The 12,316-nt window shown below is 69.1% G+C and carries 13 protein-coding genes and 1 pseudogene; 7 read left to right on the forward strand and 7 right to left on the reverse strand.

Translation table 11 applies throughout. The annotated features are described in order from the left end of the window. The first annotated feature begins 15 nt into the window (after positions 1-15). On the forward strand, positions 16-843 hold the full coding sequence (locus ACFVVI_RS04545) for an SDR family NAD(P)-dependent oxidoreductase (protein ID WP_378627296.1): 828 nt from the start codon (positions 16-18) through the stop codon (positions 841-843). A gap of 136 nt (positions 844-979) precedes the next feature. Here the strand turns inward: ACFVVI_RS04545 and ACFVVI_RS04550 are convergent, their stop codons facing one another. Continuing rightward, positions 980-1,783, reverse strand: a complete 804-nt coding sequence (locus ACFVVI_RS04550) for a putative protein N(5)-glutamine methyltransferase (RefSeq protein WP_378988330.1) — start codon at positions 1,781-1,783, stop codon at positions 980-982. 58 nt (positions 1,784-1,841) lie between these two features. Beyond that, positions 1,842-2,714: a YdcF family protein gene (locus ACFVVI_RS04555; protein ID WP_379311979.1), complete on the reverse strand. Its 873-nt coding sequence runs from the start codon at positions 2,712-2,714 to the stop codon at positions 1,842-1,844. A 163-nt stretch (positions 2,715-2,877) separates the two neighbouring features. On the opposite strand from ACFVVI_RS04555, the gene ACFVVI_RS04560 reads away from it, so the two are divergent. Continuing rightward, a complete protein-coding gene (locus ACFVVI_RS04560; RefSeq protein WP_379311980.1) occupies positions 2,878-3,729 on the forward strand; it encodes a bifunctional 5,10-methylenetetrahydrofolate dehydrogenase/5,10-methenyltetrahydrofolate cyclohydrolase in 852 nt (283 codons plus the stop codon). A gap of 179 nt (positions 3,730-3,908) precedes the next feature. Here the strand turns inward: ACFVVI_RS04560 and ACFVVI_RS04565 are convergent, their stop codons facing one another. From ACFVVI_RS04565 to ACFVVI_RS04575, 3 genes and pseudogenes are all read right to left on the reverse strand, one after another. Beyond that, positions 3,909-5,303 carry a hypothetical protein gene (locus tag ACFVVI_RS04565; RefSeq protein ID WP_387443184.1) on the reverse strand — a complete coding sequence of 465 codons (1,395 nt, stop codon included), beginning with the start codon at positions 5,301-5,303 and terminating at the stop codon, positions 3,909-3,911. Positions 5,304-5,414: 111 nt separating this feature from the next. Beyond that, positions 5,415-5,831, reverse strand: a pseudogene (locus tag ACFVVI_RS04570) (L,D-transpeptidase); the annotation flags it as partial. Between the two features lie 231 nt (positions 5,832-6,062). Beyond that, positions 6,063-6,506: a winged helix-turn-helix transcriptional regulator gene (locus ACFVVI_RS04575; protein WP_379311982.1), complete on the reverse strand. Its 444-nt coding sequence runs from the start codon at positions 6,504-6,506 to the stop codon at positions 6,063-6,065. 75 nt (positions 6,507-6,581) lie between these two features. Here ACFVVI_RS04575 and ACFVVI_RS04580 point away from each other — a divergent pair, with 75 nt between their 5' ends. Beyond that, the gene (locus ACFVVI_RS04580; protein WP_387443186.1) at positions 6,582-7,466 is read left to right on the forward strand and encodes an NADP-dependent oxidoreductase; all 885 of its coding nucleotides are present in this window, start codon (positions 6,582-6,584) and stop codon (positions 7,464-7,466) included. 1 nt (position 7,467) lies between these two features. Here the strand turns inward: ACFVVI_RS04580 and ACFVVI_RS04585 are convergent, their stop codons facing one another. Next, positions 7,468-8,127 (reverse strand): cyclodeaminase/cyclohydrolase family protein, encoded by a 660-nt coding sequence (locus ACFVVI_RS04585; protein WP_378988312.1) that lies wholly within the window; start codon positions 8,125-8,127, stop codon positions 7,468-7,470. A 150-nt stretch (positions 8,128-8,277) separates the two neighbouring features. Between ACFVVI_RS04585 and ACFVVI_RS04590 the strand changes: the two genes are divergently transcribed. Next, a complete protein-coding gene (locus tag ACFVVI_RS04590; RefSeq protein ID WP_378627308.1) occupies positions 8,278-9,315 on the forward strand; it encodes an LLM class F420-dependent oxidoreductase in 1,038 nt (345 codons plus the stop codon). A 63-nt stretch (positions 9,316-9,378) separates the two neighbouring features. On the opposite strand, the gene ACFVVI_RS04595 is transcribed toward ACFVVI_RS04590, so the two are convergent. Then, positions 9,379-9,714 (reverse strand): STAS domain-containing protein, encoded by a 336-nt coding sequence (locus ACFVVI_RS04595; RefSeq protein ID WP_387443189.1) that lies wholly within the window; start codon positions 9,712-9,714, stop codon positions 9,379-9,381. A 333-nt stretch (positions 9,715-10,047) separates the two neighbouring features. Between ACFVVI_RS04595 and ACFVVI_RS04600 the strand changes: the two genes are divergently transcribed. From ACFVVI_RS04600 to ACFVVI_RS04610, 3 genes are read left to right on the forward strand one after another with little or no spacing between them, the layout of a single operon-like run. Then, on the forward strand, positions 10,048-10,527 hold the full coding sequence (locus ACFVVI_RS04600) for a cation:proton antiporter regulatory subunit (RefSeq protein ID WP_378627311.1): 480 nt from the start codon (positions 10,048-10,050) through the stop codon (positions 10,525-10,527). Between the two features lie 59 nt (positions 10,528-10,586). Next, positions 10,587-11,069 (forward strand): cation:proton antiporter regulatory subunit, encoded by a 483-nt coding sequence (locus tag ACFVVI_RS04605; protein WP_378988303.1) that lies wholly within the window; start codon positions 10,587-10,589, stop codon positions 11,067-11,069. A gap of 10 nt (positions 11,070-11,079) precedes the next feature. After that, complete coding sequence (locus ACFVVI_RS04610; protein WP_378988475.1) at positions 11,080-12,273, forward strand: cation:proton antiporter; 1,194 nt, start codon at positions 11,080-11,082, stop codon at positions 12,271-12,273. The last annotated feature ends 43 nt before the right edge of the window (positions 12,274-12,316 follow it).

Here is a 12,316-nt window from a genome sequence, read left to right on the forward strand (position 1 = left end):
GGGTAGGTAGCGAGAATGAAGTTGGAAACGGTCGCAGGCAAGCGGGTCCTCATCACCGGTGCCGCCATGGGACTCGGCAAGTTGTTCGCCGAGAAGGCCGTTGCCGAGGGCGCCGACGCGGTGGTGCTGTGGGATATCAACGAGTTGGCGCTGCGCGAGACCGCGGCGCAGCTGACCGCCGCGGGCGGCAAGGTCCACCACTACGTGGTGGACGTGTCGTCGCAGGACTCGATCCGTGAGGCGGGCGAGGCGGTGCGCAAGGAGGTCGGCGGCATCGACATCCTCGTCAACAACGCGGGCATCGTGCGTGGCAACACCTACTTCTGGGAAACCGAGAACCGCGCCGACATCGACAAGACGATGGCGATCAACTCCTTGGCCCCCATGTACGTCACCCTGGAGTTCCTGCCCGGCATGGTCGCCGGTGCCGGCGAGGGGCGCGTGCTCAATATCGCGTCGTCGGCCGGTCTGGTCGCCAATCCGCGCATGGCCGTGTACGCGGGGTCGAAGTGGGCGGCGCTGGGCTGGTCGGATTCGGTGCGCCTCGAGCTCGAGCAGGCGGGCCACGACCACGTGAAGGTCACCACGGTCTGCCCGACCTACATCAACACCGGCATGTTCGACGGAGCGAAGGGCATTCTGTTCACGCCGATGCTCGAGCAGCACGAGGTCGTCGACACCTCGTGGTCGGAGATGAAGAAGGGCGGCGCCCTGGTGGTGCTCCCGTGGACCTCGCGGATGAACCGGGCACTGACCGGTCTACTGCCGATCAAGGTTCGCGACTTCTACCTGAACGCGGTGGGCGTGTACCACTCGATGGATCAGTTCACCGGACGCAAGTAGGCATTCGGGACGGGTGCCCCCGTCGACGGGTCGCGCAGGCGATCGGTTGACGGGGGCATCGCCGCGTCCGTCGGCAGTGCGCGCGGCCTCGTCGACGGGCTACTGATCGGTCTCGACGGTCGTGGTGTCCACGCGATCAGCGATCCCGGGTGCCGAGAACCACCGTGGCGTAGTGCTCCCCGGACTCGGCGACGCGCGGCGCGAGACCGTGCGCGGTGAGCACCGAACACGCGGTGTCGACCTGCCCCGCCCCGGTTTCCACCAATACCGTGCCGCCCGGTGCCAGCCAGGTGGCCGCCCCTTCGGCGACCCGGCGGAACACGTCGAGCCCGTCCGCTCCACCGTCGAGCGCGGCGAGCGGCTCGTGCTCGCGTGCCTCCGGTGGCAGATCCGCGACTCGGGCACTCGGCACGTACGGTGTGTTCGCGAGCAGGATGTCGATGCGCCCGCGCAGGTCGACCGGCAGCGCGTCGAACAGATCACCGCCGAAGACCGGCGCGCTGATCGGCGCGAGATTCTCGCGCGCGCAGGCGACGGCGACGGGGTCGATATCAGCGGCGACGAGCTCGACGTCGCATCCACGTGCGGTGAGCTCGGTCGCCGCGCTCAGCCCCAGAGCTCCACAGCCACAACACAGGTCGACCACGCAGGCTCGCGTCGTGTCCGGCGCGACGCCGTCGACCGCCTGTTCCACCAGGAACGCCGTGCGCTGACGCGGTACGAAAACGCCAGGACGCACCCCCACCCGCTGCCCCCGGAATTCCACCCAGCCGAGCAGATATTCGAGCGGAGTCCCCGAGACCCGCTGTCCGACCAACGCATCGAGGCGTCCAGGATCGCCGTCGGCCGCCTCGATCAGCAGCGCGGCCTCGTCCTCGGCGAATACACATCCCGCGCGCCGCAACTCGACGACCACCTCGGGAAAACCGGAACCACTCATGCGCCGATTGTTCCTGACCGGGCAACCGAATTTTCACCGCCGGTGGCGGTGCGACGAATCAGCGCTCGGTGTCGAGTTCGAAGGTGCGCGTCGCGTCGAGATAGATCCCGCGCTGGGCGTTGCGCGCGGGCGGGGGCAACTGGGAAACCAGCTGTTCGAGCGAGGTCGTCGCGCCGACCACGGTCGTCCCCGCGACGATGAAGTCGGCGACCGCGCGCCGAATGTGATTCGGCGAGGTCACCACCACCGCGCTGGTCGCGCCGAGATCGCGCAGCAGTCGCGTGCTGAACAGCGCGTTCTGCACGGTCGACCCGGCCCGGTCCTCCACATGGATCCGATCGCCCGGCAGCCCGCGCGCCACCAGCCAGCGCCGCATCGCCTCGGCCTCGGAGATGCCGTTCTGCGGATTGCCGCCGGTCACGATCACCGGTGAGAACGGTGCGGCGATCGCCTGCAACCACGCCGCGGTGAGCCGGTTCTCCAGCTCCGGGCGCAACGCGCCGTCGGGCAGCAGCCCGTAGCCGAGAACCACGATGCCGGTCTGTGGACCGACGAGCGCCGGCAGTGGGTTGGGCAGGGTGGCGGCCGCCGCGGTCACCGCGTGCAGCACGCGATTGGTGCCCGCCGCCATGCCCGCGTCGATGCCGCCGAGCCGGGCCAGGGCGTCACCGACCGCGGCCCCGTCACCCGCGTAGTGCGACCAGATCGCCTGCAGCGCGAGCGCGTCGGCGTCATGGGGGTCGGCGGCGATCAGGGCACGCAGGTCGGCGCGTCCCGCGGCGTCGTCACCGTCGGTGAAGTGGCGCTGTGCTGAGTTGTAGAGCGCGGCCACATCGGCTTCCGCGGCGGCCGGACCGACCGCGGTGCCGGTCAGCGCGGCGGTCGCCAGGACAGCGGCGGCCAGGTGTTTCCAGTGTTTCGAGATCTTCACGACAGTCGCAACCCTTCCCGCGAACGGTTCGGTACGTGCTGGCAGAGCAGAGCTGCCGACACCCTACGACCGCCCGTCCGGACCGCGGTGGACCTCGACCAGCTTGCGCGCGTCGCGGCCCGGCGCCACGTCGTCGGTCCGGCGGCGGATAAGGTGTCACACCGTGGATACCGCTTCGCTGACCGGCAAGGAACTCGCCGCCGCCATCAACGCCGACTCGAAGGAGCGCGCGGCCGCGCTCACCGCCGCGGGCACCGCGCCGACGCTGGCGCTGATCGTCGCCAACGACGACCCGGCCAGCGCCTGGTATGTGAACTCCCTGCGCAAGGCGGCCGAACGACTCGGAATAGCCTGCGAGCGCATCGATCTCGGCGCCGACGCGAGCGCCGAGACGATCCGCGCCGAGCTGAGCGCGCGCAGCGCCGACCCGGCGACCGACGCGATCATGCTGCAGACCCCGCTGCCCGCGGGCGTGAACCTCGACGACGTGAGTTCGGCGATCGCCGCGACCAAGGACGTCGACGGGGTCAGCCCACTCTCGCTCGGCCTGCTCGCTTCCGGCCTCGACGGTTTCGTCCCCGCCACCTCCGAAGCCGTCGTGGAGCTGCTGAAGCATCACGGGATCGCGCTGCAGGGGCGTCTGGTCACCGTGGTCGGCCGCTCCAACATCGTCGGAAAGCCCCTCGCTCAGCTGCTGCTCGCCGAGAACGCGACCGTCACCGTCGCGCATTCACGCACCGCCGACCTGGCCGCGGTCACCACCCCCGCCGATATCGTGGTCGCCGCGGCGGGCCGCATCGGCCTGGTCACCGGCAAGCACATCGGTGACGGCGCCGTGGTGATCGACGTGGGCACCAACGAGTCCGCCGACGGCGGAATCGTCGGCGATGTCGACGCGGCGTCGGTCATCGGCAAGGCGGCGGCGCTGAGCCCCGTCCCCGGCGGCGTCGGCCCGGTGACCACCGCGCTGCTCATGCGCCATGTGGTCGTGGCGGCCGAAAAATCCCGCGCCTGACCACCTTTCGCCATCCGGTCGCGGGATCTACCGCCTGCTGAGGACGCAGCTGCCGTCGGTCTCGATGCTGCATCGCACCGAGCCCGGCCACCGGCATAGCGGTAGACCGGCGGTCGTCTGCTGGTCAGCGGGGAGAACTACCGGGGCCGGGGTGGTGCACAACGATCCGTGTTCGGGGTCTAGCGGGGTGCGGCTCCGAACGAAGTGATCAGCGTTTTGTTGCCGACCTCCGCGGTTCCCACGAGCTGCGGGGTGTAGGTGCTCGGCGCCGAATCCGGTCGGAACGCGGTGATCTTGACCAGGAACTGCCCGGCGTAGGCGCCCGGAGTGATCTCCACGCAGTGCGTGGTCCCCACCGGAGTGGAGTCGATCCCGGCCTGGATGGCGGCCGCCGAGGGTGCGACCGCGTCCGATGCCACGAGGGTCCGGGCCTGGTCGCCGGAGCGCGCGACGTAGTACGCGTACTGGAAGGCCATGATCGCCGCGATGCCGGACTCGGTGCCGCCCGCGCCGTTGCCCCGCACCATGGCGCCGATCTGTTCGGTGGGGCACTCGGCCGTCACCGGGCTCACCGAACTCGGTGCGAGTGGGGTACTGGCCGCCGTGGATGCCGGTGCGGGCCCGCGTAGTTGGACGTAGGTGCCGCCGAGCAGCACGGCGCCTGCCACCGACGCGACCAGTGGTGCGACCCAGCGGGGCACACGCCGTCGCTTGGATCGATCGATCATCCGCGCGAAGACTTCGTCATCACCGTTGTAGTCGGGTGCGGGACGCGAAGGCTCGCTGTCGGCACCGTCGGAGCCGGGAGCGGCGAGTGGCGAAAAGGCGTCCGTGTCCGGGTAATCGGGTGTGGGGCGTGGTGGGAAGCTGTCCGGTCCGCGGTAATCGGGTGTGGGGCGTGGTGGGAAGCTGTCCGGTCCGCGGTAATCGGGTGCCGGGCGTGGTGGGAAGGTATCCGCACGGTTCTCGGGTGCGGGGCGTGGTGGGAAGGTATCCGCACGGTCCTCGGGCGCGAGGCGCCGTGGGAACGTGTCCGCGCCGCTGGTCGGCACGGCCGCCGGGCGTGGTGGGAAGGTGTCCGCACCGGGGTACTCGGGTGTGGGACGCGAATGCCAGGTCGCCGCGGCGTCGTAGCCGGGCCTCGGATGTTCGAGGGCCGCCCACGCGGGGCCGGAAGCGGTGACGATCGGCAGTTGATCGGTGTCGGGGCCGTTGTCGTCGATCGAGAACGCGGTGTCCGGGAGGCGGTGGCGCGCACCGGGATCGAATTTCCCGCCGACCACGGGCAGCCGATCGGTGACGGTGGCGTCCGCCGGAACGACGGGAACGACCTCGTCGTATTCGGCGTCGCGAAGCCGGGCCGCCGAGATGACCGGAATACCGGCCGGTGTCGTCGGTCCGCCTTCGATCCGGTGGCGGGCGCCGCCGGCGGGCTGATCGCTCGCCCGGCGGGGCCGTGGCGCGCTCAGGTCGCGGGACCGCCGAATCGGGGTGACAGCCGCGAGCGGAGCACCGGCCGATCCCGGGTCGTGCTGTCGAGCCCCGATCGGTCTGTGCGCTTCCGGTCGATCCATCGCCCCACCTTCATCAGGCTCGTCGCCGTCAGGGTATGTCCCGCAACGATTTCGTTACGGGCACGATACTGCCCTGACGGCGCGTTCGCCGAATGCCACGAGGGAAAATGTTTACCAGTGGATATAGACCTCATCGCCGATGCCGACATTCTCGTAGTACCAGGCGGCGTCGTCGGGTGCGAGGTTGATGCAGCCGTGGCTGACGTTGGCGTTGCCCTGCGAGTCGACCGACCACGGAGCCGAGTGCACCATCACGCCACCCCAGGTGAGGCGCACGGCGTATTCACCGTCGATGATGTAGCCCTCGGGGTCGTCGAGCGGGATGCCGATGGTGCGCGAGTCGAACACCACCGACCGATCCTTCTCCAGCACGCTGAAGGTGCCGGTGGGAGTCTCGAATCCGGGCTTGCCCATCGACGCGGGCATCACCCGCACTACCTGTCCACCCTGGCTGACAGTGAAGGTGTGCGTCGACAGGTTGGCCTCGGCGTAAGTGCCACCGCCGTATTGGGTGCGCTGGCCTCCGATCAGGTCCGCGGACGCGGCTCCCGACCAGGCTGCGGCCAGTATTGCCGCCATGATCGCGACGAACAGGACACGAAATGCGCTCCTCATAAACGCCACCCCTTCACTCACTCGTAGGCGGATTCCAAGTCTAGGCCGCCATGATCAACTCGACCTATCGAAGTGGTAACGGCCGACGGGGTCAACGGTGTGTCGTCTTGCGTTCGCGCAGGTCGGGGCCCCGATAAACCGTTCTCACTTCGAGACCGGTGACAGCGGGCGCCCCGGTTGCGGCACCGGGGCCGGTTCGGCGGTGCGCGCGGCATCGAATTCGGCTCTGGCGGCGGTGATCTCCGCGTGGTGTTCGACCACCCAGGCGCCCATCGCCTGGCTGATCCGCCCCAGATCCGCCCCGAGCGCGGTGATGCTGTACTCCACCCGGGGCGGCATCGTGGGGAATACCTCGCGCCGGACCAGGCCGTCGCGTTCCAGGTCGCGCAGCGTTCGGGTGAGCACCTTCTGGGTGATGCCGTCCAGGCGCCTGCGCAAGGCGTTGAAACGCACCGGCCCGCCCGCCTCGCGCAGACTGCCGAGGACCAGCAGGACCCATTTGTCGGCGAGTACCGACAGCAGTTGCCGCGCGGGGCAGTCCCGCAGGAACGCCTCTACCGAACTCTGATCGCCCTTGACGGTATCCACGGGGTACCACGGTATCCGAAAGGTGCCTACTACCGCTGGGACACCACTCGGCGCAGACTCGGCGGTATGTGGCAGATGGTGCAGAGATCTTTCGGCGGTCCGGACGTCTTCGAAAGGGCAGAGGTGCCGCGGCCGGCACCGGGTCCGGGGGAGGTGCTGGTGCGCGTCGTGGCGACCAGCGTCAACGCCGCGGACTGGAAGGTGCGCAGCGGTGTGATCCGGCGGTTGGGGGAGCCGCCGCTGGTGCTCGGGCTCGATGTGTCCGGGATCGTCGCCGCGGTGGGTGACGAGGCGACACGCTTCGCGCCGGGAGACGCGGTATACGGCATGGTGTTCGGCGGCGCCAACGCGGAATACGTAGTGGCGCAGGAGAATCGACTTGCCCGCGTACCCGCCTCGATCGACCCGGTGCACGCGGCCGCACTGCCGGTGGCCGGGGCCACCGCCTGGCAGGCACTGTCCTCGGTACGGCCGGGCGAGCGGGTCCTGGTGCATGCGGCGGCCGGTGGCGTCGGGCATCTGGCGGTGCAGATCGCCGCGCGACGCGGCGCGACGATCGCCGCCACCGCGCGGACCGGCAATCACGCCTATCTCCGCGAACTGGGCGTCACCGAACCGATCGACTACCGGACCACCGATTTCACCACCGCGGTGCGCGAGGTCGACCTGGTGGTGGACCTGATCGGCGGCGACTACACGGATCGATCATTGACCGTCCTGAGCGGCACCGGGCAGGTGGTGGCCGCCGAAGGTCCTGCGACACACCCGGATTCGCGCGTGCGCCGACTCTATGTCGATCCGACGACGGCCGTGCTCGACGAGCTCGCGGCGACGGTCGACCGCGGGGAGCTGACCGTCGACATCGCGCAGATCCTGCCGATCACCGAACTCGCCGCCGCGCATCGGCGCAGCGAATCCGGTCGGGTCCGCGGCAAGATCGTGCTCACCGCGGACCGCTGACTCAGCCGCGGACCGCGTGCAGCACGTCGCCGTGCAGGGCGTCGGCGCGGGCCGCGATGGTATCGACGCGCAACAGCGCGGCGGCGAACGGGTCGCCGAGGTCGGCGGGCAGCGAGCCGACGTTGATCTCGATATTGAGCTGCGAACTCATCGCCGCGGCGCGGGCGGCGTCGGCGGCGGCGCCGATATCGGTGACGACGTTCGGATTGCCGATCGGCAGCAGTTCGGCGGCCAGCGAGAGGATTTCGTCGGCCTCGTCGACCACGGCGGCGGGCACCCGCGCGGCTTCGACGAGTGCCGCGTTGATCGCCGCGGTGCGGGCGGTGATCTCGGCGTCGGTGTCCTTGGGCAGCTTGTAGGCCGCGCCGACGGCGGTGAACGCGGCCGCGTCGGCGTCGGCGAGCGCGAGCGACCTGGCCAGCGCGGCGTCGGCGGCCACGATGATCTGGTCGATCACCGGCCGGTTCTGCGCGTCCTTGGCGCGGGTGGTGTAGCGCGCCACCATCGCCACCAGCGCGGCGGCCTGCGCGGCGTGCAGCGCGGCCACGGCCCCGCCGCCGGGGGCGGGCACCTTCGCGGCCAGCTCCGACAGGTAGTGCTCCAAGGTCACCGAACCGAAGGAGGGGGCGATCTGCTGCGGCGACACGGTGGGCTGCGACACGACGGGGTGGCCTTTCGATGCGGCGAGAATTGCGTGGAATCTTCCCCTCAACGCTACCGCGTGCCCGCCCACGCACCCCGCTCGACCAGCACCTGTGCCGACAGACCGACCGGTCGGGGTGCGCGTGTTGTCCGGGGCTATGTTGGGTGCATGCGGATCGGATTGAGCATCAACTACACGGACGGTTTCAAGGAGACGGCGGCCGAGGTCGCCGACCTGGAACGCGCCGGCCTCGACATCGTCTTCGTGCCGGAGGCGTACTCGTTCGACGCGGTGAGCGCGCTGGGCTTCCTGGCCGCCCGCACCGAGCGGGTGCAGCTGGCCTCGGGCATCCTGCAGCTCTACACCCGGACCCCCAGCCTCACCGCGATGACCGCGGCGGGCCTGGACTACGTCTCCGACGGCCGTTTCATCCTCGGCATCGGCGCGTCGGGCCCGCAGGTCATCGAGGGCTTCCACGGCGTCCCCTACGACGCCCCGATCGGGCGCACCCGCGAACTCCTCGAAATCTGCCGCACGGTGTGGCGCCGCGAGAAGCTCAACTACCAGGGCAAGTACTACCAGATCCCGCTGCCCGCCGAGCGTGGCACCGGCCTCGGCAAAGAGCTCAAGCTGATCAATCACCCGGTGCGCGCGGACATCCCGGTGCTGCTGGCCGCGCTCGGCCCGAAGAACGTGGAGCTGGCCGCCGAGGTCGCCAACGGCTGGCAGCCGATCTTCTTCCTGCCGGAGAAGGCGAAGGACGTGTGGGGCGACGCGCTCGCCGCGGGCAAGGCCAAGCGTGATCCCGCGCTGGGCGAACTCGACATCTTCGCCGGTCCGGCACTGGCGATCGGTGAGAACGTCACTCCGCTGCTCGAGTTCGTGAAGCCGCACCTGGCGCTCTACATCGGCGGCATGGGTGCCAAGGGCAAGAACTTCTATCACACCCTCGCCACCAAGTACGGCTACGGTGAGGCCGCCGACCGCATCCAGGAGCTGTACCTGGCGGGCGACAAGCAGGCCGCGACCCAGGCCGTGCCCGACGAGCTGGTGCGCGACGTGTCGCTGATCGGCCCGGAGAGCTTCGTGAAGGAGCGCATCGCCGCGATGGCCGAGGCGGGCGTCACCACGCTCAACGTCACGCCGATCGCCGAGAACGCGGCCGGTCGCGTGAAGCTGATCGAGCAGCTGCGCTCGCTCTGCTGACCCCACCGACGACAAACGCGCCGTCGTCCGGAGGATTCCCGGGCGGCGGCGCGTTGTGTTGTGTCAGGACGTGAACGACGCCAAGGCGGCGTCCAGGGTGGTGTGCATGGCGAACACCTGGTCCAGGCTCGTCATCTTCAGCTGACGACTGGTGGCGGGTCCGTCGGCCACGACCGCGATCGCGGTGGTCTCGCCTGCCCGCTGATGTGCGGCGACCAGCGTCGCCATGCCCGCCGACGCCAGGAACCCGACCGCGGTCAGGTCGATCACCAGCGCCGCCGGTTTGTCGGCCAGGATGGCCTCGATGGTGGCATCGAGCGCGGGTGCGGTCGCCAGGTCGACCTCGCCGGTCACCGTCAGCACCGTGACGCCGTCGTGTACCGCCGTCGTGGTGGTCATCGTGTCCGTGAGTGGATACGCGTCTCCGGAAGAGTTGGTCACTGTTCAACAACACACAACTTTGCCCGAATACGCAAGCCACCGCGGTTGCTCGCCACGGGATCGCCATGGTCGGCCTCGGTTGCGGCGGTGCTGGTGGCTCCTCGCCGCCGAAGCCGGACGGGCGCTCGTGCCCGGCTTCGGCGGCGGCGTCGAGTCCGATGATCTCGACTGTGTCGTCACCGCCATCGTGAACGAGGCGAACAGCCCGAGGGTCGCGAGTTGTTTCGGCTGGTATGCCCGGTGCGCAGGGTAGGGGCTGGTGTTATTCCCATCTGGTCGTACTGTGAGGGCGTGAACATCGATGTGACGCCTTTACCGGGAATCGGCGTGTGCAAGGACTTTCCGCTGGCGGAGGCGCGCCGCCGGATCGGCGTGATCGAACATCGCGACGGCTCCGTCGACCTGGTCGTCTCGCGAGCGGGCGACTACGACTCGACCACCTCGATTCCCCTGTCCGACACCGAGATCGGTGTGCTGGCCGGCCTGCTCGGCGCACCGCAGGTGGTGCAGAAGACACGCGAGACCCACAGTGCGGGCGAGCTGTCGACCAGGCAGTTCGCGATCGATCGCGGCAGCCCGTTCGACGGTAGGCCGTTGCGCGACACCGAGATGCGCACGCGCACCAAGGCCTCGGTCGTGGCGGTGGTGCGCGCGGGTGAGGTGACTCCTTCGCCGGGAACAGATTTCACTTTCATCCCCGGTGATCTTGTCGTTGTGGTCGGCACCGACGAGGGTCTGGACGCGGCAGGACGGCTCCTCGACGCCGGCTGACAATCCATGCGGATAGTAAAGGGCAGGTAAGGTATCCCTAGCTGAGGTTAGGTGATCCCATGAATGTAGAAGTGACATCCCTGCCGGGAATCGGTGTCCGCAAAGAGTTTTCACTGTCGAAGGTGGACCGCAGGATCGGCATCGTCGACCACCGCGATGGTGGTACCGATCTGATTTTCACGAAGGTCGGCGACCCGGATTCCACGGTCCAGATTCCACTGTCCGCCGTCGAAGCCCGCACGCTGGCGAGTCTGCTCGGCGCACCGCAGTTGGTCGCGCAACTGCGCGAGGAACATCGCGAACTCGATGGAGTGAGCACGCGGTCGATGCTGGTACCGCCGAGTTCGCCCTATGCGTCACGACGGTTGGGCGACACCGAGTTGCGGACCAGGACCCGCGCCTCGATCGTGGCGGTTCTGCGCGCGGGCCAGGTCCTGGCATCGCCGGGACCGGAGTTCGTGTTCGCGGGCGGCGATATGGTCGTCGTGGTCGGCACCAATGCCGGACTCGACGCCGCCGCTTCGATCCTGACCGACGGCTGAGCCGGTGGAGATCAGTGGAACCGCGCTGGCATTGATCCAGCTGGGGGCTGTGTTCTTCGGGTTGGGGGTGCTCGGGCGGATCGCCGCCCGCATCGGCCTCTCGCCCATCCCGCTCTACCTGCTCGGGGGGTTGGTCTTCGGTACGGGCGGTCTGATCGAGTTGCACGAGGTGGAGGACTTCATCCACATCGCCAGCGAGATCGGCGTCGTGCTGCTGCTGTTGCTGCTCGGTTTGGAATACACCGCCGGTGAATTGGTCACCGGCATGCGTAAATCGTGGCCCGCCGGTCTGCTCGACCTGGTGCTCAACGCGACTCCCGGTGTGATCGTGGCGCTGATGCTCGGCCTCGGGCCGACGGGGGCGATCGCGATGGCGGGCGTCACCTACATCTCGTCCTCCGGAATCGTCGCCAAGGTACTCAACGACCTCGGCCGCCTGGGTAACCGGGAGACGCCGACGGTGCTGTCGATCCTGGTGTTCGAGGACCTGGCGATGGCGGTGTACCTGCCGGTGCTCACCGCCGTGCTGGCCGGTGTCGGATTCGTGGCGGGGATGACCACGGTCGGTATCGCGCTGGTCGCGGTGACCCTGGTGCTCATCGTCGCGCTGCGATACGGCAGGTACGTCTCGGCGATCGTGGCGAGTGAGGATCGGGAGATCTTCCTGCTCAAGCTGCTCGGTTCGGCGCTGCTGGTGGCGGGTATCGCCTCGGCGGTGCAGGTGTCGGCGGCGGTCGGTGCGTTCCTGCTCGGTATCGCGATCTCGGATTCGACCGCGCACGACGCCACCAAGATCCTCGAACCGTTGCGTGATCTGTTCGCGGCGATGTTCTTCGTGCTGTTCGGTTTGAGTACCGATCCGGCGAGTATTCCGCCGGTGCTGGGCTGGGCGGTGCTGTTGGCGGTGGTCACCACCGTCACCAAGATCGCCACGGGGTGGTGGGCGGCCAAACGGGCGGGGGCCTCGCAACTGGGCCGCGCTCGCGCGGGTACCGCGTTGGTCGCGCGCGGTGAGTTCTCGATCGTCATCGCCGGCCTGGCGGTGGCCGCCGGAGCGGTGCCCGCCGAGTTCGCCGCACTCGCCACCACGTACGTGTTGCTGATGGCCATCATCGGCCCGATCGGCGCCCGCATCGTGGAACCGGTGATGCGACTGGTGGTCGGTCGCAAGCAGCGTGTGACGGTCGACCCGCACGCGGAATAACCACCCGTGTCCGGGCCCCCGCGCGATCGTTCGCTGCGGGGGC

The sequence above is a fragment of the Nocardia sp. NPDC058114 genome (assembly GCF_042884695.1).
Lineage (GTDB): Bacteria > Actinomycetota > Actinomycetes > Mycobacteriales > Mycobacteriaceae > Nocardia.

Excerpts from the sequence above, each read along its gene's own strand:
- ACFVVI_RS04565 (WP_387443184.1), bottom strand. The coding sequence starts at position 5,303 with ATGGATCGACCGGAAGCGCACAGACCGATCGGGGCTCGACAGCACGAC.
- ACFVVI_RS04545 (WP_378627296.1), top strand. The coding sequence starts at position 16 with ATGAAGTTGGAAACGGTCGCAGGCAAGCGGGTCCTCATCACCGGTGCC.
- ACFVVI_RS04595 (WP_387443189.1), bottom strand. The coding sequence starts at position 9,714 with ATGACCACCACGACGGCGGTACACGACGGCGTCACGGTGCTGACGGTG.
- ACFVVI_RS04550 (WP_378988330.1), bottom strand. The coding sequence starts at position 1,783 with ATGAGTGGTTCCGGTTTTCCCGAGGTGGTCGTCGAGTTGCGGCGCGCG.
- ACFVVI_RS04590 (WP_378627308.1), top strand. The coding sequence starts at position 8,278 with ATGCGGATCGGATTGAGCATCAACTACACGGACGGTTTCAAGGAGACG.
- ACFVVI_RS04605 (WP_378988303.1), top strand. The coding sequence starts at position 10,587 with ATGAATGTAGAAGTGACATCCCTGCCGGGAATCGGTGTCCGCAAAGAG.
- ACFVVI_RS04580 (WP_387443186.1), top strand. The coding sequence starts at position 6,582 with ATGGTGCAGAGATCTTTCGGCGGTCCGGACGTCTTCGAAAGGGCAGAG.